Origin of the sequence: Pyrococcus sp. (genome assembly GCF_030153625.1) — an archaeon.
Classification (GTDB): domain Archaea; phylum Methanobacteriota_B; class Thermococci; order Thermococcales; family Thermococcaceae; genus Pyrococcus; species Pyrococcus furiosus.
In genome coordinates this window covers 1-24,512 of the sequence record NZ_JASKLM010000004.1, presented here as the reverse complement: position 1 = coordinate 24,512, position 24,512 = coordinate 1, and the positions used below count along the sequence as shown (strand labels likewise).

Here is a 24,512-nt window from a genome sequence, read left to right as displayed (position 1 = left end):
AAGGTAAGAGAGTAATTAAATCTTTAGCTCGTGTATATGTTCAAGAACTTTTACCATCAACTTTACACTTGCATCAACGTCTCTCTCATCTACAACCTCTGCATTTGAGTGTATGTATCGTGCAGGAATACTTACAGCACCTGTTGGAACTCCAGCCCTAGTTAAGTGAATAGCCCCAGCGTCTGTACCTCCTCCCAGCAGAATATCCCACTGGTAAGGAATCTCGTACTTCTTTGCCAGTTCCTCCATCCACCTAACAATTGTTGGATGGCAGATTACTGAACGATCCATTATCTTGATTGCAGTGCCCTTTCCAAGTTGAGTAACTTGCTTGTGCTCTGGTGTTCCTGGTACATCTGCAGCTATAGTAACATCAATGGCAAAACCATAATCGGGATTAATTCCAAAGGCACTTGTCCTCGCACCTCTTAACCCAACCTCCTCCTGCACTGTGGCCACAAAGTAGATATCTGCCTTCGTATCTTGAAGCTGTCTTGCAGTTTCAATTAAAGTGTATACAGCTATCCTATCGTCAAATGCTATGCTGACAAATCTGTGTTTCCCCAGCCTCTCAAGTCTCCCATCCCAGGTTACTATTGTTCCTATTTTTACTCCCAACTCCTCGGCCTCTTCCTTGCTCTCTGCTCCAATGTCTATGAATATCTGATCCCAATCTGGAGCTTTCTTCCTATCTTCAGGCTTCTGTATGTGTGGAGGAACACTACCTCCAACTCCGTAGATAAACTTTCCTTTGTCTATCCAAACTTTAAACCTCTGAGCAATTAATGTCCTTGGATCTATTCCTCCTATTGGAGCAACTCTGAGAAATCCATTCTTTTCTATATGCGTGACCATCAGTCCAATTTGATCCATATGGGCCGCTATCATTACTTTTGGACCTTCCCCTTTCTTGTGAGCAATAACGTTTCCGAGTTTGTCTACATTTACTTCATCCACATAGTCCTTTATCTCTTCAATAACGACATCTCTAATTCCCATGAACTCATATCCTGAAACTCCCGGAGCCTCTACTACCTTTTTTAAAAGCTCATAGTCCACCATCTTCCTCCCCCCATTTAGATGATCATCTAAGTGTTATTTTCTCATTATATAAGGATTTTGGGCGAGACTTTTAAGGAGAAACTACGTAGATAATTTGAGGAGAGCTAATATGAGCGAGAGTATTAATAATATCACAAAACCAAAAGAAAGAAGAGATTTTGTAGTAATGGCTGGTATGAGGAAAGACGGAACTATCGATTTCATTAAAGTCTATGCCTTAAATGAAAAGCTTGCCATTGAAGTTCTTGAAGCTTTTCTGAAGGAGAATAACATTCATCCTTCAGATTTCATTGTAATTCAAAGAGGATATGAAGATGTTAAAGATAAAAAGGCAATAACTACAAGAAGCGAAGAAGAGTTATCTGCCATGTTAGGACGACTAGGACTTAGGTTAGTTTCTAATGGAGTATTGTATACAGATGGTATAGATAAGTTATATCAGATAACTGCGATATCTAGAGAGCTTTTTGAAAGCCTCCAGAAAGAAAAAAGAGAGATATTTGAAGATGTCCAAGAAAAGATTACTTTCAACTTTTCTAAGGTAGATTTACCTGAAAAGTACGTGAAAAAACTTAGACTACTTGAGCTCATGGAAGATACCATTATTTTTAACATGGCGGAGCTCGAAATTCCAAATCTTCTGAAAGCAATAGTAGAGGGAACAGTGCTAATTCCAAGGTTCCTTGAAAAAGAAGACCTAATAATAAGAATATTTGATGAAGAACTCCACGAATACAGAGGCTCTTACTTTGATAAGGTTTTAATAAAGCCTCCAATAATTCATTGGGATTTTTATCTAGATAGCTTGGAAGACTTCTCATTTAAGAAAGTGGAGGAAAGTATCTATATAGCTCCCCTCTTTTTGAGAGCTACTGGTGGATTTTTGATCCTTACAGAGCCTTCAGAAGACCTTGTAAAGACATTGCTCAAACTAAAAAAGAGAGGAGAAGTGAGAACTATATTGGAAGGAAAAAGAATAACAATTCCAATAAATTTCACACTAATTGTTGACACCAGACATCCCGAAAGATATGCTGGGTTAAAGTTTCCAATTAGAATTAACTTGCCTCCCTTAGATGATGAAACTTTCCTTAAAGTCCTAGAAACAAACCTGGGAATAACTCCTCCAACCGAGATAGTGCGGATATTTCCTCCAGACTACAAAACGTTTCTTGGCGTAGAATTAATAAAAAACTTACTTTGAAAAATTAAAACTCACCGAGAAGGGCAAACTTTTAAAGGAAGCTGCTACTATCATCACTGGGGGCACGCCATGATAATAATAGACGGAAGTTATGGCGAGGGTGGAGGACAGATCTTGAGAACCTCCATAGCACTCTCAGCCATAACTGGAGAACCCGTGAAGATTATAAACATTCGAGCAAACAGACCAAACCCTGGACTTAGACCACAACATCTAAACGCAATTTTAGCTTTGAAAAAACTAGCAAATGCTAAAGTCGAAGGAGCTGAAGTAGGGTCTAGAGAAGTAACTTTCATCCCAGGGGAGCTAAAAGGAGGGGAAATAAGGGTAGACATAGGAACTGCGGGTAGCATAACCCTTGTTCTCCAGGCCCTCCTTCCCGCAATGGTATTTGCAAAAGATACTGTAGAATTCAAAATAACAGGGGGAACAGACGTCTCCTGGACTCCACCTGTGGATTATCTTATAAATGTCACAATGTTCGCCCTAAGGAAAATTGGAATTGAGGGAGAGATAAAACTTCTTAGAAGGGGACACTATCCAAAAGGAGGAGGGATAGTAGCGGGTTACGTGAAACCCTGGATAGAGAGAAAGGAGCTAATAGCGGAAGAGTTCGAAAATATATACAAGGTCTCGGGAATAAGTCATGCAACTAATTTACCAGCCCATGTAGCTGAGAGACAGGCAAAAGCCGCCATGGAAGAACTAAAGGTTCTTGGAGTTCCAATTGAAATAAAAAAGGAGGTTTCACACTCCTTAGGCCCAGGAAGTGGAATAGTTGTATGGGCTGAAACCGAGTGCCTAAGATTAGGTGGAGATGCTCTAGGCAAAAAGGGGAAACCAGCCGAAGAAGTAGGAAGGGAAGCAGCCCAAGAGCTTTTATCCCAGGTAAAAACCAAGGCCTGTGTGGATAAGTTCCTTGGAGACCAAATAATTCCCTTCCTAGCAATAAGTGGAGGAAAGATTAAGGTTGCAGAGATAACAAAGCATTTAATTACAAATGTTTGGGTTGTAGAGCAATTCTTTGGTAAAGTTTTTGAAGTTAAGGGAGGAGTTGGTGAAAAGGGAGAAGTTAGAGTAGTTAGGAAAGCCTGGTAGGGTGAGGAAAAATGAAAGTCGGAATAATGAGTGATACTCACGACAATTTGGAAGCAATAAAGCTTGCCGTGGAGTACTTCAATGAAGAGGGGGTTGATTTAGTTTTGCATGCAGGAGATTATGTAGCCCCATTTGTGGCAAGAGAACTATCGAAACTAAGTGCACCTTTGAAAGGAGTTTTTGGAAACAACGATGGAGAAAGAAAAATGCTTGAAGAGAAGCTTGGAATAAAAGATGAAATACTAACCCTTGACATAGACGGGCTAAAAGTAGTACTCTTGCACGGAACTGACGAAAGGGTTGTAGAGGCTTTCGCAAGAAGTCAAATGTACGATATTGTAATTAGGGGCCATACTCACAAATATGGAATTCAAGAAGTTGGAAGAACTCTGATTGTAAACCCAGGGGAAGTTTGTGGGTATATAACAGGAATTAAAAGCTTTGCAATTCTCAACACAAGGGAAAGAGAAATTAAGATTATAAACCTAGAAAACAGAGAAATCTTAGGGATAATGAGCATTTAATTTACCTCTTTATTTTTAATATATTGAAGCAGGGTCCTCTGCTTAGGTTTCGGCAACTCGGCTTCTCCTCCCGATATCTCAATACTATTCAAATCTTCAATTTTAGCCTTTAGAATTTCTTCTGGGATCCTTATCTCTCCGTACTTACCTCCCCCTCCTGGGACTATAATGAGTTTGTTATTCCTATATGCCCATATCGCCTTCGCAACTCCTTCATGAACACTAGCTATTGATTCTATTGGCAAATCTATCAGCACTCTTATTTCACTTCCAAATTCCCTAAGGAATCTATTCCATAGAAGCTTAACAGCCTTACTTTCAATTCCCTTCCCAAGTACCATAGCTATAATCTCAGCCAAAGGAGCTAACCTAACATATGGAGGCCTATCTTTTGGTTTTTCACTCGTATCTGCCAACTCAAGAATTCTGTCTCTTACCCCCTTTTTGATAATTCCTCCACACTTGGGACACTTCCAACTGAGGGAAACCGCATCTTGAAGTGTGTATTTTGTATAACACCTACTGCAGGCAGTTAAATGATATTTCCCAAGCCTTGGATCTAAACCAGCATTTAACATGATCTTTCTCCCACCTACCCCCTTTATTGCTTTTCTAATTTCCTCAAAAGTCACATCTTTAACTTCAAATCTGTTAAACTCCCTTCCCAATCTATGGGGGTTCGGGGAATGAGCATCGGAATTGCTCAAGTATGGAATTGAATGGTGAGCCTTTATCATGTCAGCCATGTCACTATCCGCTGAAAGTCCTAACTCCAGAAAATCTATTTTCGCATCTCCATATGCATCTTTCAACGAATCATATTCCTTATACAAGCTTGTCCAAGGTGTGAAGGCATGAGCGGGGCCTATTAAAATATCTAACTCATTTGCCATTTCAGCAATTTCTTCGGCTGTTAAATTTAAGTTAGGCCTACCCTCACTCTCAATATTTGTGGAGTATATCTTTACTTTCTCCCTAAACTCTCTCACCTGGGACAATGTTGGGAATATAAGAAGATGGTGAACTCTTCTTTTATCCTCAACCTCACAGGTTAGTATGAACTTAACCCCGTTAACTTCAAAAGTACCATCATCAATAGGCTTTGAGTGTTTTAATAACTCCTTTTCCCAGTGAGGGTTTAGACTATCCCCCGTCCCTACTAAGTTGAGACCCTTAAGTTTTGCATTTTCAGCAATTATTGGGAAGGTCATGAGCTTGGAAACTGCTTTAGAATAGTGAGAATGAATGTGAAGATCTCCATCAACTATCATGGAGAGAAATCATTAAAGTCAGTTTATAATTTTAACTTAGGGGGATGAAAAATGAGACAGTGGGAACACTATGAACATACGGCTGATATAGGAATTAGGGGCTATGGAGACACACTTGAGGAGGCTTTCGAAGCTGTGGCATTAGCTCTCTTTGATGTAATTGTAAATGTTAGAAAGATTGAGAAAAAAGTGGAAATAGATATTGAAGTAGAGGGAGAGGATTTAGAAAGCTTGCTATATTCATTTTTAGAGGAACTATTATACCTCCACGACATAGAGGGACTTGTTTTTGGAGACTTTAAAGTAAAAATAGAGCAGAAAGACGGAAAATATATATTAAGGGGAAAGGCCTACGGAGAAAAATTTGATCCAGAGAAACACGAGCCAAAGGAAGAAGTCAAGGCAATAACATATCACGACATGAAAATAGAGAGACTACCAGATGGAAGATGGATGGCTCAGCTAGTTCCAGACATATGATGGAGGTGTAAAAGTGGAGTATTTAGAAGAATTCAGAAAAATAAACGAAAAATTAGTGGAGAGATACTCAAAACTTGACGAAAGCGAAGACTTTTGGAAGTATCTGTATAAACCCCTCCGCCCTAGTATAAGGATAAACACGTTGAAAGGCCATCTAAACGAGATTAAAAGCTTACTAGAAGAGAAGTTTGAACTAGAACCAATACCATGGACTAAAGGAGAGGGGTTCTTCATAAAGAGATATGAAGTAAACTTCGGAGAGCTAATTGAATACTCGCTGGGCCTTATAATTCCCCAGGAAGCAAGTTCAATGATACCTCCCGTCGTCCTAGATCCACAACCTGGAGAATTAGTTCTAGATATGGCTGCAGCACCTGGGAGCAAAACAACCCAGATAGCCCAGTACATGAACAATGAAGGTTGTATAATTGCAAATGATGCAAAAAGAGACAGGGCAAACATACTGATATCAAACCTCAATAAGGCTGGAGTTCTAATTGCAAAAGTGACTGTCAAAGATGGAGCATACTTTAGAAGATATGAAAACACATTTGATAAAATCTTATTAGATGCTCCATGCTCCTCCGTTGGGATGATAAAGAAGAACTTCAAGTTTGCACGAACTTGGAGCATGGGGAAAGTTTACTATCACTCAAAGCTCCAAAAGAGACTAATACTTGCGGCATACAAAGCTCTAAAGCCGGGGGGAGTCTTAGTGTACTCCACATGTACAGTGGATCCTCTAGAAAACGAGGAAGTGGTGGATTTCTTGCTCCAGAAAACTGACGCAAAACTTGAGAAGATTAACCTCCCATTAAAATCAACTGAACCGGTGTTGGAGTGGGAGGGCAAAAAGTATTCTGATGAACTTAAGAAGACCCTTAGAATACATCCCCAAGATAATGATACGGAAGCGTTTTATATTGCAAAGATAAGAAAACCTAGGTGAATGATTATGCTTGTAAAGAAGAAGGGTGTATTCACTGAACTTGACGCTCAAAAAGTAATAGAAATGGCAAGTAAAAGCATGGAAAAAGAAATAATTGTCATGGCATACAAGGTTACAGAGGAAGCAAAAAGAAGACTTTGGGATTACCAGAGAGCTGTAAGTTTAATGGCCGATTTGACAGGAGAGAAAAGAGAGGTAAAAGTTGAGATCCTGGAGGGTTATGTGAGTGACAAGGTTAAGGGAATAGAACTGGATTAGTTTTTCATTATCTCCCTTAAAACGCTTGTTGCGTAAACTCCTTTAGGAAGGAAAAACCTAAAGATAACATCCCTATCCTCAACTTTGTATGCAAATTTCATTGGCCTTATCAGTAATTCCCTTCTTCCCCCAGGCTCCCTCATTGGTTTTGGAAGCTTCTTAAAGTATTCAAGTTTGACTCCCGCTTCTTCTAAAATCTCTTCCTCCAATCTTCCAGGAATTCCCTTTCCTTTTCTGTACATATAGCCAAAAATAGGGCCAGAAACCATCGCCTCACCTTCTTTAATTTTTCTATTAACAAAATCAACGTTATTCTCGGTGACTCTATACGTTCTCTTTCTCAAGGGTATGCCTTTCTTTACTTGAATAACTATATCACCTGGGAGAGCTTTATTTAAAGGAAGTCCCTCTTCAATTCTCCTAGAAAGATAAAGGTTAAAGAGATAGGACTGGAAGGAGTGAATAAATATCCTCAGTATCGGTCGAGGAAGAACTAAAAATGCTTTCTTCCAGCTACCTGTTTCTTTGTATCTGTAGAGCATTGCTCTCTCATATCTCAAGAAGTTTGGAAACTCCCTAAGAGCAAGATCAACATCCTTAGTCTCCAGAAATTTTCTTCTAGCTTCATCTCCTTCCATTCCTTCTCCTGGGAATCCCAAAAATACTTCCGCAGCCTCTTCATATTTTCCCAAGAGAAGTAGCTTGCCAACAACATGATTTACACTCCTCTTTTCACCAAACCTTTGTATGCCAAAATAATTTGGAAAGCCTCCCTTTTCTTTGGCTTCTTCAATTACACTTGGCAACAGTGAGGGATTGGATTCTCTAACCCTAATCTTAAAGAAGTTCCCCAGGAGAAAGCCAAGCTTTAGAGGTCTTCCATATCCAACGAACTTGAGCTCAATATCTCTAATTTTCACCTCTTCCAAGTTAACATCTCTACAAATGCTAATATACTGGTAAGTCACAGCATGTCGATCTTTGGTTCCTGCAAAGCCAATTTCCGAATAATGAACTCCTACTCGTTTTGCAATCTCCTTTATTGCGGCCATGGTTTCCCAATTTTTCTTCTTTAAAATATATATTTTGCATTTCCCAGCTTTAAAAATGGACTTTGGAATAACCTCTTTAACTATGAAATCTTCGGGATATACCTTAATTTTCCCACCTATCCCAGGAGAAGTTGTCAAGTACTTCAGCCCTCCAACAGGATCACTCATACTCTTCTACCTATAGAAGTTTTAAATGTCCTGTCACCTTATCTACAACTTCCTCTGGCCCAGGCCCTATGGCTAAAACTGTTATTGTTCCTGGAGGAATTTCAGTTAGCCCTGCATCTCTTATTAAAGCTGTAGGAAGACCTAGCTTTTCGGCTTCACTTTTCAGTTTAAATAACTCTTCCTCGTTTTGGGCCTTGACAACAACTTTTTTCTGCCCCTCCCTGAACCATGCTTCGAACCACTCTCTCTTCTTTTTGTATGCCTCAAAGGCCGCAGTAACGGCACCATGAGCCACTTGAACTGCCAGCTTCCCTTTACTTAGTTTAAGATCACTCCTAGCTACGATGACTTGTTTGTATCTAAATCCCACAAAAATCACCTCTCATTCACATGGAATTAAGAGGGTAGGCAATTTGCAATCTCTAATTACTCTTTCAGCAGTGCTTCCAAGAAGTAGATCCTTTAGTACACTTCTTCCCTTCTTCCCAATAACAACAAGTGTAACATTATTATCTATGGCCGCACCTATTATTCCTTTAGAGGCTATTCCAGCCTGCACTTCTATTTTTGTTTTCCATGGTAAAAGTTTGCCATATTTAGATAGCTTTTCCTTAGCGTTTTTGATGTTATTTTCTAACTCCTCAACCTTTCCATAATCAACAACGTGGAAGAGAACAGCCTCCCTAACACCTGGAAGATCTTTAATAGTTTCAATAATTTTTTCTGAGCATTTAGAGAGGTCTAAAGCTACTAGTGGCTTCTCGAATATTCTAGAACAGTCTTGGAGAGATTTAATTTCCCCGTTTTCAACCTCATATCTAAGGAGTAAAACTGGTTTGTGAGTTATTCTCGCTAAGTTTGAAGCAGTACTACCCAAAAGCATCTGCCTTAATATGTTCTCTCCCTTTGAGGGGATTATAATAAGATCCACGTTTTCCTCCTTTGCCACTTCTGAAATTTCTAAAGAGGGAATACCAATTCTCACGATTGGTTTTACCTTAATACCCTTCTCTCTAAGCTGACTAGCCAAATTGTTCAACTCTTCTTTATCTACTTCAGCTAATTCAAGAGCTCCGATCTCTGAGGCCGTTATGTCAACTACATGAAGCAATATTAACTCACTACCCTCTCCAATTCCTAAAATAATGCTCGGAACACATTCGGTTAATGCCTTTTGAGAAACTTCAGAAAAATCTGTTGGATAGAGTATCTTCATTTACATCCCCAATTATACTTAAGGGGAGAAGGTATAAGAATTTTATGTGGAAAAGACAAGAGAAGAGCTAACGTGAAGATTCGGCAATTCTCTCGATTTCAAGCTTCTTACTGTATGCGTAGCTCTTTGGATCCTTGTTAGCTGCAAGAATTATTTCCTCTGCTAAAGCTTCAGCAAAGCTCATCTTGTTTCTATAACACTTTGCTGAAGCTCCGAGGGCTATGTTTCTAAGTGCAACATCTAGCCTTCTCATTGGAGAGATATCTACTGCAACGTGGTATCTTATACCACCGAACATTACGCTTGTAGTATCTTCTCTCGGCGCAGCATTTTCAATTGCCCATACTAGAACTTGAATTGGATTCTTCCCTGTTCTTTGCTCGATTATCTTAAAGGCCTCTTTAACGACTTCATAAGCCTTAACCTTTTTGCTGTTGAGGGATCTGTGCTCTCTTCTCATGAAGTGTCCTGCCACCTTGTAGTGGCTTCCACCACTTCTCATTATCTTGTTTATTAACCTCTCGACAATGTGAACATTGGCCTTCCCAAAGTGCTTCTTCGCATGTCTTCCATGGGTGTGGGGGAGAAGTCTTGGCTCAAGGTTTATGTAGGGCTTAAGAGAGGGATCTCTAACCTCAACGTCCTCTGTTGACCATCTTCCCATGACTTTTATTTCATGAGGAATAAAGAATCTCTCGTTTAGTGGCTTTGCCATACCTCTTCACCTCCTGGGCTTTTCTTTTCTACCCTTCACTAATTCCTTTAGGGAAACTCTGTTGACTTTGACTACCTTGTATCTAATTCCTGGGATGTCACCCATTGAACCACCCTTTGGACCACCGATACCCTCAATAATAACCTCGTCGTGTTCGTCTATGAACTTAATTGCACCATCACCAGGACAGAATGCTGTTACTACTTTACCGTTCTTGATTAGCTGCACTCTTACAGCCTTTCTCATTCCAGAGTTCGGCTGCTTTGCCTCAACTGCAATCTTCTCTAGTACAATTCCTCTAGCCTGAGGAGCACCTTCAAGTGGATCGCCCTTTTCCTTTAGCCTGAGGACTCTTCTCTTGTATCTGATATCGCTCCACCTAAACTTCTTTCTCTTGAGCTTGAGTTTTCTACCAGCAAATTCACCATTTGGAGCTTTCTTACCAGGCATGATCTCACCCTCAAATTATTATTACATCTTCAATCCCATGGTGTCTTTCCATTAACTGTTTAACAATATTAATGTTACGTCCCCCTCTTCCGATTGCTCTCGGCTTATCACGTGGGTTAACATCAAGGAGGGCAACTTTCTTACCGTCTCTCTTTTCAGTTATATGGACTTTTTTAACCTTTACGCCCATTGTTCTGTAGATGTTCTTTATGAATTCCTCTGGGTTCTCTGAATGTTCAACTAAATCGATTTCCTTTCCAATTAATCCCTCTATCCTTCTTACGTTTATTCCCCCTCTTCCTAAGGCTAAACCCATTTCCCCCTTCTTTATGACATAAATTAGCTTATTCCTCTCTTGATCAATTAAACAATCCAGCACTGTAGCTCCCGTAAAGCTCTCGAAAAGAGCTATGTACTTTATTTGGTCAGTCGTTAATTTTAGTGGCATTTCTCAACTCACCTCTTGGCTATTGCTAGAATCTTGCTTTCTCCTGGGTCAACAATTGCAAGGGATGCCACCACAAATGGCTTTCCTAAAAGGGTTCCAAGTTCAACACTTGTTCCTTCAAACTCATAAACTGGGATGTCACTGAGCTTTGCGTAGTAGTAGATGTCATCCTTTATTTCCTTGGGAGCATTCTTTGCCACTATAATTAGCTTTGCTCCTCCAGTCTTTGCTAACCTAATTGTTTCATTAGAACCGAGGACAACTTTTCCAGTTTCCATAGCTTTTCTAAGCTCAAATGCTAAATCCATCTATCACACCTCCTCCTTTTCTTTCTGTGGTCTTAGTGGTAGTTTCATAGTTAACTTAACCATGCCCGTTCCCACTGGAACGGGCTGCCCGATTAAGACGTTTTCAATTACACCGTTTAAGTTGTCAACTTCACCTTTTTCAGCAGCCTCAAATAAGTGCTGGACAGTAATCTCGAAGGCAGCTCTTGCAAGTACACTACTCTTCTCTCCAACAACTCCATGTCTACCAATTGGCCTCACTATCCCATCTAAAGTCATCATGTCTGCAACGAGCATGATGTGCCTTATATCTACTTCTAGACCTTGTTCCTGCATTGTACTCACTATTTCATCAATTATTGCATTTCTTGCGGCCTCTATTCCAAGCACCTCTGCAATTTCGTGTATGTTATTTGTCCTAGTTCTTGTCGGATCTACACCCGGGACTTTTAAGACTTGCTTAAAGTTGGAGCCTTCAGTGTATATTACGTACTCGTCTCCCTCTTTCCTCACTATTGTTTTACCGACGCCCGAGAGACCCTTAAGACGGTGCTTTTTAATCTTTTCGGCAAATCTTCTGAGGTCAGAAATCTTATCTGCCTTCTTTGGCCTTACAATTAGGGTATACCCATCAACCTCAAACTCAGCGCTCTTGAATGAACTTTCTAGCTTTTTGACTACTTTTTCCATAGTAAGTCCACTTCTCTCGAGCCTCTCAGGATCAATTTCAACTATAAATTCAAAGTTTATTAAGTCCAAAGTTGTTGATCTGGCAAGATTTTCTAAAGTTGTTCCTTCAATTCTTCTAGCCACTTCCTCGGCCTTTGCCCTGTCATATCTGTGTTCCTCATCTAAGTATACAGTCATCATGGGGGTTGATGGATTTTTCCTAGCATCCACGATTTCTATAATTCTTGGCAAACCTAAAGTAACGTTAATTTCAGCAACACCTGCATAGTGGAAAGTGTTGAGAGTCATCTGGGTTGAAGGTTCTCCAATAGACTGGGCAGCAACAGTACCAACTGGCTCCCCAGGTTCAACTAATGCCCTTTCATATTCTTTTACAACATCATCAATGATTGCCTCAATTTCAGCCTTCGTTAATTTGTACTTCTCGTTATACTTCTTAAGCTTCTCATAAAGTTCAGATTTCACATTTTCAGGAAGATTTGCTCCCTTCTTTTCAATTAAAGATTTAATAGTAGAAAGAGAGACCATAGAAACCACCTCACACCTTCGCCTTGTTATTTCCTCTCATCTTTAAGAGAGTCCTCACAATAATTCTATCTACATCAACTGTCTTGCCTCTCCAACTCTTCATTGGATCAACTCCATCCTCACCGTACTTGAACTGAACAATGATTCCTTCTGGACTTCTAACTGTACCATCATACTCAACCTTTAGGTCTTGTAGAGCGTTAATTAGTCTTCTCTGCATGTAACCGCTCTGGGCTGTTCTAACTGCGGTATCTACGAGACCCTCTCTACCACCCATTGCGTGGAAGAAGTACTCTTGAGGTGTTAAACCGCTCTTGTAAGAGTTTACAACGAAACCTTTCGCTCTTGCCCCAAGATCCCCGGGCTTAAAGTGACTTAGCACTCTACCTCTGAATCCTCTATAGAGTCTCTTTCCTCTAATTGACTGTTGACCGAGCAGAGCAGCCATCTGGGTAATGTTCAGGATTTTACCTCTAGCTCCAGTCTTTGCCATTATTACAGTATGGTTGTCCATACCCAGGTACTTCTCTGCAACGGCACCTGCATTATCTCTAGCCTCGGCAAGAACTGCCATTATCAAGCTCTCCAGGGTATCTTCAAGGCTCTTTCCTGGGAGAGGTTCCAGCTCACCTCTCTTATATGCCTCTATAAGCTTGTTAACCCTTTCTTCGGCTTCTCTGATTATCTCTCTTATTCTATCCCTAGCTTCTTCTGGAAGGTCTTCGTCATCTATGCCCGTTGTAAATCCTTTGTGGGTAATTACCCATATTGTTAGCTTTGTAACTTGATCAAGGAATTGTCTGGCTCTCTCTACGCCATATTCTCTCACAATCAAGTCAAGGATAATTCCATCCTCTCTACCATAGGCCTTCTTGTCAATAGCTCCACTTAAGAGCTTTCCATTCTGAATGTACACGAATCCATCGTAAGCAAGCTTTCTTACTTCCTCCGGATCTGGCATTAACTTCTCTTCTATCAGCTTCTCAAGAGCTTCACAACGCTCGGGCTCGTCACACAGCTTATTCCTATACCACACTGTCAGGTCTTCTGGAAGTAAGAGAGAGAATATTGTCTTCCCACTCCACAGTGGATTTCCATTCTCGTCATACTTATCGGGTTCTGGGAGTTCTGTTATATCTACACCAGCGAACATCAACATTTGCTCAACTTCGTCTCTCGTGAAGTATGCGCCCTCCCTAGTTAACAGATAGCCTCCAGAGATGTGATCTTGAATTCCACCAATTATTGGACCACCATATCTTGGAGAGATTATGTGGTTTTGAACTTCCATTAGAATCCTAGCCTCAGCTTGAGCTTCCTCCGTTTGTGGAACGTGCAGATTCATCTCATCTCCATCAAAATCAGCATTGTATGGTGGACATACAGCCAAGTTGAGACGGAATGTTCTGTAGGGCATGACCCTTACTCTGTGAGCCATAATGCTCATTCTGTGTAATGATGGCTGTCTGTTAAACAGCACTATATCTCCATCCATTAGATGCCTCTCAACTGTCCATCCTATGTCCAGTTGATTGGCGAGAGTTTCCTTGTTGCTATCCATGATTCTCCTTCTTCTACCCTCGGGGTCTATCACGTAGTTAGCTCCGGGATATTTGTCTGGGCCATTAAGGACCATTTTCCTTAGTCTCTCAATATTAAATTCAGTGACCTTTTCTGGAACTGTTAATTCCATTGCGACTTCAACTGGCACTCCAACTTCGTTTATGCTTATCATTGGGTCTGGACTGATAACTGTTCTAGCTGAGAAGTTGACTCTCTTACCGCTCAGGTTTCCTCTAAATCTACCTTCTTTTCCTTTAAGTCTCTGAGCTAGAGTTTTTAATGGCCTACCACTCTTGTGCTTGGCAGGAGGAACTCCTGGAGCTTCATTGTTAATGTAAGTTGTAACGTGATACTGCAAGAGATCCCAGAGATCCTCAATAATCAACTGAGGAGCTCCAGCTTCTATATTCTGCTTTAGCCTGTTATTTATCCTTATTATGTTAACAAGTTTATGAGTTAAGTCATCTTCAGCTCTTATACCGGTCTCCAAAGTTATAGAAGGTCTAGCAGTTACTGGGGGAACAGGCAAAACTGTGAGAACCATCCACTCTGGTCTTGATTTTTCTGGGTCAAGTCCCAGGAGGGGTAAATCCTTGTCAGGTATTTTTTCTAACCAATCTCTAACTTCAGTTGGCATCAATCTGTGCCTATATTCATTTCCTTGCTCATCTTTTCTAATTTCCCAGTAGATTGTTGGTTTTTCGAATTTTATAGGATACTGAGGAGCTCCACAGTGAGGACATACCATTCTCTCTTTTGCCTTTTTGTGAATCTCTTTAATAATTTCATTAAATTCACTTCTTCTATTTCTCGCTAGTTCAATTTTCTTCATGTACTCTTCGATTTCCTCATCTGTGAGTTTTATTCTTCCACATTCTCTACATGTACTTTCCAAGATTCTATAGATCGTCTTTGCAAATCCTACGTGAATAACAGGACGAGCAAGTTCAATGTGACCAAAGTGTCCTGGACATTCTCCTGCCCTTCCTCCACACGTTTCACATCTAAGTCCTGGGTCTATTACCCCCATTCTTTTGTCCATTACTCCGCCTTCTATTGGATAACCATCGTCATCGTAAGTATCTGGTACTGTGACTTCCACAGCACTCATTTTTCTAATTTCTTGAGGAGAGAGGATGCTAAACTCAATACTTCCAATAACTTTTTTCATGGATTGCATGGTTCACACCCTCTCTGAGAGGTTTAACTTAGGTCTAATAACCATGGCCTTCAACTCATCAAGCAACAATTTGAACGCGTAGCTCATCTCTACTTTGCTAATTCTTTCTTCTTCTCCACAAACAGGACAGTAGACTCTTCTTCTTCTCTTGTCCTCTAGTGCTATGTGTCCACAGTTCTCACATACCCATACTTCAGTCTTATCGCTCTCCTCAAGTAAACGCTCTATTAGTAACATGGCAGCTCCATGGCCAACAAGAACGTCTCTCTCCATTTCTCCAAATCTTAGACCACCCTCTCTTGCTCTACCTTCCGTCGGTTGCTTAGTTAGAACTTGGACAGGACCTCTTGAACGTGCATGTATCTTATCTGCAACCATGTGGTGGAGCCTCTGATAGTAGATCACACCAATGAATATATCAGCCTCTAATCTCTTCCCTGTTATACCATCATACATTATTTCTCTACCCGTATGCTTGAATCCAAGCTCTTCTAGCTCTTTTCTTAGCTTCTCTTCTGGTTCTCCGATAAATGCTGTTCCATCAACTCTCCTTCCCTTAAGTGAAGCAACCTTACCACCTATAGCTTCAATTAGCTGACCCACGGTCATTCTTGATGGTATACCGTGTGGATTAACTATGAGATCGGGTACAATTCCACTCTCGGTCCAAGGCATGTCCTCCTGGGGCACAATAAGTCCAATGACACCTTTCTGCCCATGTCTTGAAGCGAATTTGTCTCCGAGTTCTGGGATTCTCAAGTCTCTCACAGTAACCTTAACTAACTTAGTTCCATCTCCCGTCTCGGTTATTATTACTTTATCAACAACTCCCTTCTCACTCGGCCTTACAGCCACACTAGTCTCTCTTCTCTCCTGAAGAGACACAGTTCCAAGACCTCTCTCTTCAAGGAACCTTGGTGGAGAAGTTCTTCCTACTAAAACGTCCTTCCCCTCGACTTTTGATTCTGGGAATATGAGACCATCTTCATCAAGGTTTCTATAGTACTTTTCTCCTCTGTAACCTCTTACAGTAGGATCCGGAATTTCAAACTTGTCAGTCTGACCTCCAAGGTATTTCTTCTCCTCAGCTTCATACGTTCTGAAGAAAGTTGATCTGGCGAGTCCTCTCTCTATGGAGGCCTTGTTTATTATGATAGCATCCTCCATGTTATAACCTTGGTAAGCCAAGACTGCAACCACGAAGTTCTGACCAGCAGGCCTATCCTCATATCCTACTGCTTTCATTATTCTTGAGTTCACCAGTGGAATCTGTGGATAATGAAGTAAGTGACCTCTAGTATCTACCCTAATTCTAAAGTTTGCCCATCCAAGTCCAAGGCTCTGCTTGGCCATACCTGCTCCATACGTGTTTCTTGGAGCTGCGTTGTGTTCAGGATAGGGAACAAGGGAAGCCGGTAGGCCAAGAATGGCTGCAGGCATTAATTCTAAGTGAGTGTGCTCTTCAGTAACTTCCCAGGGCCACATTGCAACATATGCGTTTTCCTCCTCTTCTGCGTCAAGGTATTCGATAATTCCCATTTTAATTAAGTCACTCCACTTGAGCCTTCCTTCTTTAACTGCTTGAACATGCTCTTTAGTTAGTTTAGGAACGCCATTTTCAACAATGATTAGAGGCCTTCTAACCCTACCATCGTCGCTGTTAACGTAGACTTCTTTAACGTCCTCATAGTATGCCACATTGATAACATCGCTGATCTTTCCACTTCTTCTGTCTTGCCTAATTCTCTGAACTAAAGCTTTTCCATCCTCTATTGTTCCGATGAGGACACCATTAAGGTAAACTCTCCACAATGTTGGATCTGGTCTTCTAACTTCAATTGGAACTATTCCCAAAGACATTAAGTACTCCCTAATCTCCTCTTCAGGAACGGCTGTTGTTATTTGAGCCATCAATGCTAAATTCTTCACAAGACCACAGTTTGGACCTTCAGGAGTCTCCGTTGGACAAATTCTTCCCCAGTGAGTTCCGTGAAGGTCTCTAGCCTCGAAGTGGGGCTGTTCTCTGTCTAGTGGAGACGTGACTCTTCTAAGGTGGGATAATGTAGACATGTAGTTAGTTCTATCTAGCAACTGACTGACACCCGTTCTCCCACCAGGCCAAGCTCCAGTTGCAAGAGCATGTTCAATTCTCTCGGTGAGAACGTCTGGCCTTATGGAGTTCCTAATAAATCTATGGATGTTTCCAAAAGTATATTTGTCCCCTTTTCTTTGGTATGTCTTGGTCATTTGATATTGTATGTCTTTAACAAGTTGAGAAAATGCTACACGGAACAAGTCCTTTAGAAGATCTCCAGCCAGCCTTAGCCTCTTATTTGCATAATGATCTTTGTCATCTTCAGGTCTTCTTCCGAGGGAGAGCTCGATGACCTTAAGAGCCATCATTCCCAGGTAGTAAGCCTTCTTTATTCTATCCTCTGGAGAAACACCCATGTGAGGCAACAAGTTGTTATCAATTACATATTCTGCCCTCTTAAGTCTGTATTCTCTGGCCTGCCCAGGAGCTACAAGCTTACCTATGAATTCAAGAGCCTCTTGTTGGGTAGTTATATCGCTGGCATCCTCAAGGTTATCAAACATAATTTGTTGAACTTCTGGATCATTACCTACTGCCTCAACGATATCCTTATCTCTCTCCAGCCCAAGAGCTCTCATCACATAAACGAATTTAACAGGCTTAGGTACGTTAGGTATATCAACGTAAAGAATTCCATCCTTTCTTCTCTCAACAGCAACTAAAGCCCTATACCCATGTCTATAAGAAAAGACCTTTGCTATGTACTTTTCTTGCCTTTCGTCCTTCTCTACCAAAGTCCTATTGGGAGCTATGTCTTCAATAGAGACTATAACTCTTTCAGAACCGTTGATTATGAAGTAACCACCTGGATCCTTGGGATCCTCTCCAAGCTTTATTAATTCTTCATCGCTAAGTCCGTACAGCCTACAAACTTTAGATTTTAGCATTATTGGAAGTTCTCCAATTCTAACCTCTACTGGATCTTGCTCAACTCCTTTTATAACTGGAATCATTTCTAGGTAGAGTGGTGCGGCGTAGGTTAGGTTTCTTATTCTTGCATCCATTGGATAAAGGGGCTTTCTTTGACCATGAGGTTCTTGAAACTCGGGTTCTCCTACTCTAATCTTACCGAACTTTACTTCAAAGTCTGGAATATCCGGCTTTATTCCACCAAACTCATTTACCACCTCTTGAAGTCCTCTCTCAATAAAGGCATTGTATGAGTCAAGATGCTGTCTCACAAGCCCTTTCTCTTGCCAATAGCTCTCCATTACAATCCAAAGATCGTCGGGAGTAACATCTACAACAGTCGGACCTCTCATTTTCTCACCCCTTCAGAACTTTAGTCTTCAACAACAACCCTATAGTAGTAGTAGACACCCGCAGTTGGACTTTTCCTTTTAATTTCGATAACATCTCCCGGCTTAGCTCCCAAAGCTTTTACAGCAGGATCGCTAGCTTTGATTTGAGGTAATTGAGCTAAGGTAATTTTGTACTTTTCTAGCAATGCTTTCTTTTCCTCTTCACTAAGTACTCTATGTTCAGGTACTAACACATGATCAAATATGCTAAATTCCTTTTTCCCCGCCACGGAGAATTGCCCCCCAAAAAGTTTTTACAAATGTCATCTACACCAGCCCTTTAGTCTCTAGTATATAAGCTTTACTCAACCTTAATAAACATTATTAAAAACATGGAGCCCCGGCCGGGCTTTGAACCCGGGACCTGCCGCTTACCAAGCGGCCGCTCTACCAGGCTGAGCCACCGGGGCATTGTCGGAGTTTTCTCGCTCGAGAGGATATATAAGATTTTCGGTCAAGTTAAGCAGCTCCTCCCCTCATACCCCACAAGAACATTGTGAACTCAAAGTCATAGGCCTTAGTTAAGAAAGTTGCTGGGCTATATGGATAGTATATGTAGAATTTCCTCAAACCTATAATTCTATGGGAATCCTTAGGATCAACTTTATAGTCCCAAACTTCAACGGCGGGAATAGGGGCTAGGGATCTTATGATAACTACCGAATTCACGCTTTCAAATCTACCCTTTGAGGGGTTGTATTTTCTATCAACTAATCTAAATGCCATCATAAGTCCAGCTCTTGGCATTCCGTACGATTTTATTGCTGTTATATTAAAATGGTAATCTCTATTTCTTTCCATTTCAGAGATTAGGCAGGAAGATGTTAAACAGACCCCTGTTCTTGTCAAAGAGTATACGTAAAGGTAATCATTTGTCAGCTTAAACTGAAGGAGGGAGGTTATTAATGAGGATATGAAAATCGCTATTATAAATGCTTTTAGAACAGATCTCCAGTACCTCCTTACTATGTAATTCCACTTAATTCTTAGAGTTACTAGAAGAACTGCAGGAATCAATGTATAGTAGAGGACCATGCTAAATATATATCCCCCAAATGTTGGAAAATGATCAAAGTACATAGATAACACCCGAAATTACTTTTGGTGGGGCCGCCGGGATTTGAACCCGGGTCACGGGCTCCCAAAGCCCGCAGGATGGGCCAAGCTACCCTACGGCCCCATTGGAGCCCGGGGCGGGATTTGAACCCGCGACCTGGGGATTACAAGTCCCCCGCCCCACCAGGCTAGGCTACCCGGGCTCTAAAGGTCGAAATGAAAGGAAGAAGTTAAGTTTATAAATATTTCCATTTATTCCTCAGAGTTATTTGCCTTCTCTAGAGCATTTAATATTATTTTTCTGATCTCTTCGGCCTTTTTGAAAGCTGTTTCAACAGCATACATAACTTCCTCTAATTTAAAGGCTCCTCCCTCGCTTTTTTGGACTGCAGATATGTGGCCTGTTTCGTCAGTGGTTATTGTAAGTCTGCCATCCATAATCTGCTCTTCCTCTAAAGTTGGATCAACAACCAAGTAGTTTCCAATCTTAGCAAAGGTCACTGGAATTGGTATTTTTTCTACAGGCAAGGGCTCTTTCTCCTCAAGGATCTCAACTTCTCCAGTTTCTTCATTATACAAAACTTTTGGAACTCTTGCATTTAACAAAGCAGCTATAGCTCCGATTCCAATGGCATCCATAAGGTTGCCGTCGTGGTCTAGGACATGGACATCGATAAAGACGACTCTCACAATCTTGCCCGGAGCTATAACCATTTTCTCCAAATTCAATGCTCTGCTTTCCCTTATCCCTCTGTCAATAACTCTTGCAAGTTCAATTGCCCTTTCATCAGGAGGCCCAGGCTCAAATGTTGGAGAGGCAAGAGGTACTAGCTCCACGTTAGTTGTCATGACACCCATGTTTGGGGTATCTGGGAAAGGCTCTCCGAGCGTTGCCTTTATCCCAACTAAAACTTGAGTATTTCCAAGTTTCACAAGTGCGGATCCTTCTGCCTTCTCTATTACTCCAACTTCAACTTCTATAGGCCTATAATCTTCAAATCCTCTATCATCAATTCTTTTTTTCTCTTTAAGGAGATTTAGAATATAATCCCTCATTATTCCAGCAACAATCTCGTCATTGCTCACTTCCCTCAACCTCCTGGGCTATTTTAAGGTATTTTTCTTTAAGAGCTTCCCTCTGTTTTTGATAAACAGCCTTTGCTCCCTTTATTGCTAATTTTACTGCTTCTATGAACTCTTCCTTTGTTAGATAACCGTCCATCTGAAGAAGGGTTATGTCATTCTTTATAGGCATAATAGCTACTGGTACATCTGCCTCACCGTAGTTATCTTCTTCCTTATTTAGATCAAGCACTATTTCTCCCTCAATTTTTCCAGCACTACACGCTGCAACGAGATCTCTCATTGGTATCCCCGCATCAGCGAGTGCAAGAGATGCTGCAGTTATTCCTGCAACTCTAGTTCCAGCATCAGCCTGAAGAACTTCTATAAACACATCGATTGCAGTTCTTGGAAACATTTCAAGAATTAATGCAGGTTCAAGAGCTCCTCTGATTACCTTGCTTATCTCAATACTTCTTCTGTCCGGACCTGGCTTTTTCCTTTCTTCTACGCTAAAAGGAGCCATATTGTATCTAACTCTTAGTATGGCCCTATCAGGTCTTTGAAGATGCTTCGGATGAATTTCTCTAGGCCCATAAACAGCGGCAATTATCTTATTTTTTCCCCACTCAATGTATGCAGACCCATTTGCATTCTTTAAGACACCGACTTTCATTTTAATAGGCCTGAACTCATACTTTTTTCTACCATCAAGCCTTCTACCATTCTCATCAATTAGTTTAAGGCCCTCTGGCTTCAACATCATTTTCCATCACCGTTTCTTCCTGTGTTTCCTCCTCTAGGGAGGGAATTTCTTCTATAACTCCCCGTTCCTTTAATTCTTGCAATTTTGAAAGAAGCATATTTTTTATTCTATCAGTCAACCCTCTTGTGTGGCTTTCTCGCTCTATCTTGAGTATTGCCTCTATGGCGAGCTTCTCTAGCTCAGGATTTTTACTACTTATCCAAATCCAGCCGTTTTGGCCAACTATAATTCTGCTCTGAGTTAGCTTTTTGATCATATTAATCATTGATCCTCCCTTTCCTATTACTCTTGGAACCTTTGATGATGTAATCTTGATTATTTGTCCTCCCCTAAGAGGCCCCCCATTAAATGGCATGCCCTTTGTCGTTAGCTCTATGTTATTGACCTCATTAATTCCCTTTACCTTGGCGTAAATAATATCCCCTATATCAAAGAATTTCCTTAGATCTGTCCTCAGGAGGTCTATTTTTTCATCTGTATAGTCCTGAATTTTCAAAGTTGCAGAATAGGGAGAACCTATGTCAACGGTCCAGCTTGAGAATTTAACGTCGACAATTTTCCCAAGTACATTATCCCCAACTTCAGGTATATAGGGCCCCTCTAAGGGGATAACTCTGATTGTGTTTCCCTTTATGTCTACAAGTCCTATTACCGTTGAGTATATCCTTGAACCTTCTTTGAAAGTTCCTCTCCCATTTTTATAAGGCCCTTGGGCCAATAGCGTTCCAGGTACTACTAATTCTCTATTTTGAACAAAAATTCTCCTCATAACCCCTTCCTCTCTATTAGTTTAGTTTGAGCACTGCTCTTTGTAAGGGCATTTAGCTTCTCGTAAAACTCCTCCTCAACTCCACCTGGGATTTCAATTAAGAACATCCAAGAACCATCACTGCCCCACTCCTCCTTCTTAATTGTTCCAAACTTTCTTACTTCACCATAGGCTTTACCCACGTACTCCCCTGGGATCTTAACTGCTATTACCTTTGTCTCAATTCTAAGCGGGAGAACTTGTCGAATTGCTTTTATAACATCTTGAACTTGGGCTTCCGCATCTTTGAATATATCCACTCTCACTCCCACTTCTTCCATAGCCCTAAGAATTCTCTCTACTGGATGTGGATATCCAGTTCTTGGATCTACTGCATTTCTATGAATTATAGTAGCTATTTGCCTCTTCTTTTCCTCAAGCATCTCTCTTCTCTGTTGAGCAGTGAGCTGGATTTCCCCTTTTCTTAAAATTATCTTAGCTACTTCATAAGGATCACTTGTTCCAAAAATTTTCTCCATTTCATGCTCACTAGCTTTATCGCCCTTGTGAGCATCCTTAAACACATATGGAGTTGCTAAAATTTCTTCTATTGGAACATCCTTACCTTCTCTAAAGTCTCTAGCAAGATAAGGATCGACCAATATTTCAAAAACTTCTCCATGAATTTTTAATCTTGCGATCACAGCCTTATCAACACTAATTGGCATTCCCACCACCTCCAAATAAAAATTAGAGAAAAGTCAGTAGTTGCTATCCAGCTCCGAATAATCCTCTTCCTTTTCCTTGACTTCTTCCTCTTCAACTTCTTTTAGCACTTCCGACAGGTACTTTTCTATTTCATCCCTAGTAAGTTTTCTAAACTTTTTGTCCTTTACAGTTATTACAGCCACTTCTATATTATCTGCACTAGGATTTTCCATTGTCTTTGCCAGTGCCATCAAAGCCAGCTTTATTGCATCTTCTAAATTCATGTCATCTCTATATTTTTCTTCGAAAATTGCCATTGCTGTGTTCCTTCCACTTCCTATAGCTACAGCTTTCCAAGCAAAATATGCACCACTTGGATCTGTCTCATAAAGCTCTGGTCTGTCATTTATACCCGCCATTAAAAACGCTGCTCCAAATGGCCTTACGCCTCCATACTGAGTATGCATCTGCTTAAGGTCACAGATTTTTTTGACTATAACTGAAACTGGTGCTGGTTCACCATATGTTAGTCTATAAATTTGAGCTTCTAATCTTGCTCTGTTAACTAGAACTCTCGCATCGGCTATAATACCACTTGAAGCTGCAGCGATGTGATCATCAATTTGAAAGATCTTCTCATAACTGTCAGGTTCAATTAACCTGCTCGTTATCCTTTTCTCAACAGCTAAGACAACACCCTCGCCACACTTAACTCCCACAGCTGTAGCTCCTCTTTTTACTGCTTCCCTTGCATAATTTACTTGGAATAATCTTCCATCTGGACTAAAAACTGTAATTGCTCTGTCGTACCCAGCCTGAGGTGGAACAAATGCCATTCCGTTCACCTCCAAGTTAGCTTTATCGTGGAGTGTTTATATACCTTCCGTGGAAGCAAAGGTTTATATCTCTACCCAAAGGTATATTTGATGACATGGAAACATTTTTAATAATAATGTACCTAAAAGTATAATGTTGAACTTTGTTGGAGGGAGGCTCATGTGGGGGAAGATTGAACATTATTTTGATGAATATCCAGTTAGAAAGTTAATAGCAAAAACCTTGCTGAGGTATGGGCTAAGAGTCTCAGAGGACATGAAAATTAAAGCTGGTGAAATTGAAGTTCCCTATACTAAAATAGCAAAAGCATTAAACGTTGACAGGAGAGTTGTTAAAGAGACCGTAGCAATGATACTCAAAACACCAGAACTTAGAGATATCTACATGAACCTTGAACCTACAGTACATATGAAATATGTAGGAAAGCACGTGGGATATGGTGTCATAGAAATAGAACCTGAACCTAGAGCTATTGGAATTCTGGCTAAAATCGCTCAAAAGATAGCAGAAAGAGAGATAAACATTGTACAGGTTGTTGCCGAAGATCCTGAACTTTATCCAGAGGCAACACTTACAATAATTACTGAAAAACCCATCCCAGGAGATTTAATTAACGAACTATCAAAATTAGAAGGCGTAAAGAGAATATCGATCTATTGATTCTTTGAGCATTCTTTGAGATTTTAGTTTTTACCCATACGATACTGTTAGGATAAGCGGTAGGGCGTTAGGTTTAAGTTTCTGATAATTTTTCAGAAAAAGAAGGGAGAGAAATGAAGGCTGAGAGCATTCTATA

The 24,512-nt window shown here is 40.7% G+C and carries 26 protein-coding genes and 3 tRNA genes; 7 read left to right on the top strand and 22 right to left on the bottom strand.

Annotation, left to right across the window (positions count from 1 at the left end):
* Positions 1-15: 15 nt before the first annotated feature.
* On the bottom strand, positions 16-1,062 hold the full coding sequence (locus PWP39_RS01260; protein ID WP_011012694.1) for a M42 family metallopeptidase: 1,047 nt from the start codon (positions 1,060-1,062) through the stop codon (positions 16-18).
* Positions 1,063-1,171: 109 nt separating this feature from the next.
* On the opposite strand from PWP39_RS01260, the gene PWP39_RS01255 reads away from it, so the two are divergent.
* The 3 genes from PWP39_RS01255 (at position 1,172) to PWP39_RS01245 (ending at position 3,888) form a co-directional block, all read left to right on the top strand.
* Complete coding sequence (locus tag PWP39_RS01255) at positions 1,172-2,266, top strand: hypothetical protein (RefSeq protein ID WP_288072051.1); 1,095 nt, start codon at positions 1,172-1,174, stop codon at positions 2,264-2,266.
* A 69-nt stretch (positions 2,267-2,335) separates the two neighbouring features.
* Positions 2,336-3,364, top strand: a complete 1,029-nt coding sequence (gene rtcA, locus PWP39_RS01250; RefSeq protein WP_288072050.1) for an RNA 3'-terminal phosphate cyclase — start codon at positions 2,336-2,338, stop codon at positions 3,362-3,364.
* A gap of 11 nt (positions 3,365-3,375) precedes the next feature.
* The gene (locus tag PWP39_RS01245) at positions 3,376-3,888 is read left to right on the top strand and encodes a metallophosphoesterase (RefSeq protein WP_011012697.1); all 513 of its coding nucleotides are present in this window, start codon (positions 3,376-3,378) and stop codon (positions 3,886-3,888) included.
* Here the strand turns inward: PWP39_RS01245 and PWP39_RS01240 are convergent.
* A complete protein-coding gene (locus PWP39_RS01240; protein WP_011012698.1) occupies positions 3,885-5,159 on the bottom strand; it encodes a TIGR00375 family protein in 1,275 nt (424 codons plus the stop codon). The genes PWP39_RS01245 and PWP39_RS01240 overlap by 4 nt on opposite strands.
* Before the next feature lie 51 nt (positions 5,160-5,210).
* Here PWP39_RS01240 and PWP39_RS01235 point away from each other — a divergent pair, with 51 nt between their 5' ends.
* The 3 genes from PWP39_RS01235 to PWP39_RS01225 are packed head-to-tail and all read left to right on the top strand — an operon-like array spanning position 5,211 to position 6,846.
* Complete coding sequence (locus tag PWP39_RS01235) at positions 5,211-5,639, top strand: archease (RefSeq protein WP_011012699.1); 429 nt, start codon at positions 5,211-5,213, stop codon at positions 5,637-5,639.
* A 13-nt stretch (positions 5,640-5,652) separates the two neighbouring features.
* Positions 5,653-6,588 carry a tRNA (cytosine(49)-C(5))-methyltransferase gene (locus tag PWP39_RS01230; protein ID WP_288072045.1) on the top strand — a complete coding sequence of 312 codons (936 nt, stop codon included), beginning with the start codon at positions 5,653-5,655 and terminating at the stop codon, positions 6,586-6,588.
* A gap of 6 nt (positions 6,589-6,594) precedes the next feature.
* Positions 6,595-6,846 carry a hypothetical protein gene (locus PWP39_RS01225; RefSeq protein ID WP_011012701.1) on the top strand — a complete coding sequence of 84 codons (252 nt, stop codon included), beginning with the start codon at positions 6,595-6,597 and terminating at the stop codon, positions 6,844-6,846.
* Here the strand turns inward: PWP39_RS01225 and truD are convergent.
* From truD to psmA, 20 genes are all read right to left on the bottom strand, one after another.
* Positions 6,843-8,066: a tRNA pseudouridine(13) synthase TruD gene (gene truD, locus PWP39_RS01220; RefSeq protein WP_288072042.1), complete on the bottom strand. Its 1,224-nt coding sequence runs from the start codon at positions 8,064-8,066 to the stop codon at positions 6,843-6,845. The two genes, PWP39_RS01225 and truD, sit on opposite strands and share 4 nt — an antisense overlap.
* A gap of 10 nt (positions 8,067-8,076) precedes the next feature.
* Complete coding sequence (pth2, locus tag PWP39_RS01215) at positions 8,077-8,436, bottom strand: peptidyl-tRNA hydrolase Pth2 (RefSeq protein ID WP_011012703.1); 360 nt, start codon at positions 8,434-8,436, stop codon at positions 8,077-8,079.
* Between the two features lie 12 nt (positions 8,437-8,448).
* Positions 8,449-9,282: a universal stress protein gene (locus PWP39_RS01210; RefSeq protein WP_011012704.1), complete on the bottom strand. Its 834-nt coding sequence runs from the start codon at positions 9,280-9,282 to the stop codon at positions 8,449-8,451.
* Between the two features lie 67 nt (positions 9,283-9,349).
* A complete protein-coding gene (gene rpsG / locus PWP39_RS01205) occupies positions 9,350-9,997 on the bottom strand; it encodes a 30S ribosomal protein S7 (protein ID WP_011012705.1) in 648 nt (215 codons plus the stop codon).
* 6 nt (positions 9,998-10,003) lie between these two features.
* On the bottom strand, positions 10,004-10,447 hold the full coding sequence (locus tag PWP39_RS01200; protein ID WP_288072039.1) for a 30S ribosomal protein S12: 444 nt from the start codon (positions 10,445-10,447) through the stop codon (positions 10,004-10,006).
* Positions 10,448-10,457: 10 nt separating this feature from the next.
* Positions 10,458-10,895, bottom strand: a complete 438-nt coding sequence (locus PWP39_RS01195) for a NusA-like transcription termination signal-binding factor (RefSeq protein WP_011012706.1) — start codon at positions 10,893-10,895, stop codon at positions 10,458-10,460.
* 8 nt (positions 10,896-10,903) lie between these two features.
* On the bottom strand, positions 10,904-11,203 hold the full coding sequence (locus PWP39_RS01190; protein ID WP_011012707.1) for a 50S ribosomal protein L30e: 300 nt from the start codon (positions 11,201-11,203) through the stop codon (positions 10,904-10,906).
* A gap of 3 nt (positions 11,204-11,206) precedes the next feature.
* Positions 11,207-12,400, bottom strand: a complete 1,194-nt coding sequence (gene rpoA2, locus PWP39_RS01185) for a DNA-directed RNA polymerase subunit A'' (protein ID WP_011012708.1) — start codon at positions 12,398-12,400, stop codon at positions 11,207-11,209.
* Positions 12,401-12,410: 10 nt separating this feature from the next.
* On the bottom strand, positions 12,411-15,143 hold the full coding sequence (locus PWP39_RS01180) for a DNA-directed RNA polymerase subunit A' (protein ID WP_288072036.1): 2,733 nt from the start codon (positions 15,141-15,143) through the stop codon (positions 12,411-12,413).
* 3 nt (positions 15,144-15,146) lie between these two features.
* The gene (locus PWP39_RS01175; RefSeq protein WP_011012710.1) at positions 15,147-18,500 is read right to left on the bottom strand and encodes a DNA-directed RNA polymerase subunit B; all 3,354 of its coding nucleotides are present in this window, start codon (positions 18,498-18,500) and stop codon (positions 15,147-15,149) included.
* A gap of 20 nt (positions 18,501-18,520) precedes the next feature.
* Positions 18,521-18,769, bottom strand: coding sequence for a DNA-directed RNA polymerase subunit H (locus tag PWP39_RS01170; RefSeq protein WP_011012711.1), 249 nt, complete (start codon positions 18,767-18,769; stop codon positions 18,521-18,523).
* Between the two features lie 103 nt (positions 18,770-18,872).
* Positions 18,873-18,949, bottom strand: a tRNA-Thr gene (locus PWP39_RS01165).
* A 49-nt stretch (positions 18,950-18,998) separates the two neighbouring features.
* On the bottom strand, positions 18,999-19,619 hold the full coding sequence (locus tag PWP39_RS01160) for a hypothetical protein (RefSeq protein ID WP_014835441.1): 621 nt from the start codon (positions 19,617-19,619) through the stop codon (positions 18,999-19,001).
* Positions 19,620-19,641: 22 nt separating this feature from the next.
* Positions 19,642-19,719 (bottom strand) — tRNA-Pro (locus tag PWP39_RS01155).
* A gap of 2 nt (positions 19,720-19,721) precedes the next feature.
* A tRNA-Thr gene (locus tag PWP39_RS01150) sits at positions 19,722-19,798 on the bottom strand.
* A gap of 49 nt (positions 19,799-19,847) precedes the next feature.
* Positions 19,848-20,681 (bottom strand): exosome complex protein Rrp42, encoded by an 834-nt coding sequence (gene rrp42 / locus PWP39_RS01145; protein WP_014835442.1) that lies wholly within the window; start codon positions 20,679-20,681, stop codon positions 19,848-19,850.
* Positions 20,671-21,423 carry an exosome complex exonuclease Rrp41 gene (gene rrp41 / locus PWP39_RS01140; RefSeq protein ID WP_288072032.1) on the bottom strand — a complete coding sequence of 251 codons (753 nt, stop codon included), beginning with the start codon at positions 21,421-21,423 and terminating at the stop codon, positions 20,671-20,673. The genes rrp42 and rrp41 overlap by 11 nt, the downstream gene beginning before the upstream one ends.
* Positions 21,398-22,192: an exosome complex RNA-binding protein Rrp4 gene (gene rrp4, locus PWP39_RS01135; protein ID WP_011012715.1), complete on the bottom strand. Its 795-nt coding sequence runs from the start codon at positions 22,190-22,192 to the stop codon at positions 21,398-21,400. The genes rrp41 and rrp4 overlap by 26 nt, the downstream gene beginning before the upstream one ends.
* A complete protein-coding gene (locus PWP39_RS01130) occupies positions 22,189-22,899 on the bottom strand; it encodes a ribosome assembly factor SBDS (protein WP_011012716.1) in 711 nt (236 codons plus the stop codon). The genes rrp4 and PWP39_RS01130 overlap by 4 nt, the downstream gene beginning before the upstream one ends.
* Positions 22,900-22,932: 33 nt before the next feature.
* The gene (gene psmA, locus PWP39_RS01125; RefSeq protein ID WP_288072031.1) at positions 22,933-23,715 is read right to left on the bottom strand and encodes an archaeal proteasome endopeptidase complex subunit alpha; all 783 of its coding nucleotides are present in this window, start codon (positions 23,713-23,715) and stop codon (positions 22,933-22,935) included.
* A gap of 160 nt (positions 23,716-23,875) precedes the next feature.
* On the opposite strand from psmA, the gene trpY reads away from it, so the two are divergent.
* A complete protein-coding gene (gene trpY, locus PWP39_RS01120) occupies positions 23,876-24,376 on the top strand; it encodes a TrpY family transcription regulator (protein WP_014835443.1) in 501 nt (166 codons plus the stop codon).
* Positions 24,377-24,512: the final 136 nt, after the last annotated feature.

Excerpts from the sequence above, each read along its gene's own strand:
- PWP39_RS01240 (WP_011012698.1), bottom strand. The coding sequence starts at position 5,159 with ATGATAGTTGATGGAGATCTTCACATTCATTCTCACTATTCTAAAGCA.
- rpoA2 (WP_011012708.1), bottom strand. The coding sequence starts at position 12,400 with ATGGTCTCTCTTTCTACTATTAAATCTTTAATTGAAAAGAAGGGAGCA.
- PWP39_RS01255 (WP_288072051.1), top strand. The coding sequence starts at position 1,172 with ATGAGCGAGAGTATTAATAATATCACAAAACCAAAAGAAAGAAGAGAT.
- PWP39_RS01260 (WP_011012694.1), bottom strand. The coding sequence starts at position 1,062 with ATGGTGGACTATGAGCTTTTAAAAAAGGTAGTAGAGGCTCCGGGAGTT.
- psmA (WP_288072031.1), bottom strand. The coding sequence starts at position 23,715 with ATGGCATTTGTTCCACCTCAGGCTGGGTACGACAGAGCAATTACAGTT.
- PWP39_RS01190 (WP_011012707.1), bottom strand. The coding sequence starts at position 11,203 with ATGGATTTAGCATTTGAGCTTAGAAAAGCTATGGAAACTGGAAAAGTT.
- PWP39_RS01130 (WP_011012716.1), bottom strand. The coding sequence starts at position 22,899 with ATGCCAATTAGTGTTGATAAGGCTGTGATCGCAAGATTAAAAATTCAT.
- trpY (WP_014835443.1), top strand. The coding sequence starts at position 23,876 with ATGTGGGGGAAGATTGAACATTATTTTGATGAATATCCAGTTAGAAAG.
- PWP39_RS01235 (WP_011012699.1), top strand. The coding sequence starts at position 5,211 with ATGAGACAGTGGGAACACTATGAACATACGGCTGATATAGGAATTAGG.
- PWP39_RS01245 (WP_011012697.1), top strand. The coding sequence starts at position 3,376 with ATGAAAGTCGGAATAATGAGTGATACTCACGACAATTTGGAAGCAATA.
- PWP39_RS01200 (WP_288072039.1), bottom strand. The coding sequence starts at position 10,447 with ATGCCTGGTAAGAAAGCTCCAAATGGTGAATTTGCTGGTAGAAAACTC.
- PWP39_RS01175 (WP_011012710.1), bottom strand. The coding sequence starts at position 18,500 with ATGAGAGGTCCGACTGTTGTAGATGTTACTCCCGACGATCTTTGGATT.
- rpsG (WP_011012705.1), bottom strand. The coding sequence starts at position 9,997 with ATGGCAAAGCCACTAAACGAGAGATTCTTTATTCCTCATGAAATAAAA.
- truD (WP_288072042.1), bottom strand. The coding sequence starts at position 8,066 with ATGAGTGATCCTGTTGGAGGGCTGAAGTACTTGACAACTTCTCCTGGG.
- PWP39_RS01195 (WP_011012706.1), bottom strand. The coding sequence starts at position 10,895 with ATGCCACTAAAATTAACGACTGACCAAATAAAGTACATAGCTCTTTTC.
- PWP39_RS01225 (WP_011012701.1), top strand. The coding sequence starts at position 6,595 with ATGCTTGTAAAGAAGAAGGGTGTATTCACTGAACTTGACGCTCAAAAA.
- rtcA (WP_288072050.1), top strand. The coding sequence starts at position 2,336 with ATGATAATAATAGACGGAAGTTATGGCGAGGGTGGAGGACAGATCTTG.
- rrp41 (WP_288072032.1), bottom strand. The coding sequence starts at position 21,423 with ATGATGTTGAAGCCAGAGGGCCTTAAACTAATTGATGAGAATGGTAGA.
- PWP39_RS01210 (WP_011012704.1), bottom strand. The coding sequence starts at position 9,282 with ATGAAGATACTCTATCCAACAGATTTTTCTGAAGTTTCTCAAAAGGCA.
- PWP39_RS01180 (WP_288072036.1), bottom strand. The coding sequence starts at position 15,143 with ATGCAATCCATGAAAAAAGTTATTGGAAGTATTGAGTTTAGCATCCTC.
- rrp4 (WP_011012715.1), bottom strand. The coding sequence starts at position 22,192 with ATGAGGAGAATTTTTGTTCAAAATAGAGAATTAGTAGTACCTGGAACG.
- PWP39_RS01160 (WP_014835441.1), bottom strand. The coding sequence starts at position 19,619 with ATGTACTTTGATCATTTTCCAACATTTGGGGGATATATATTTAGCATG.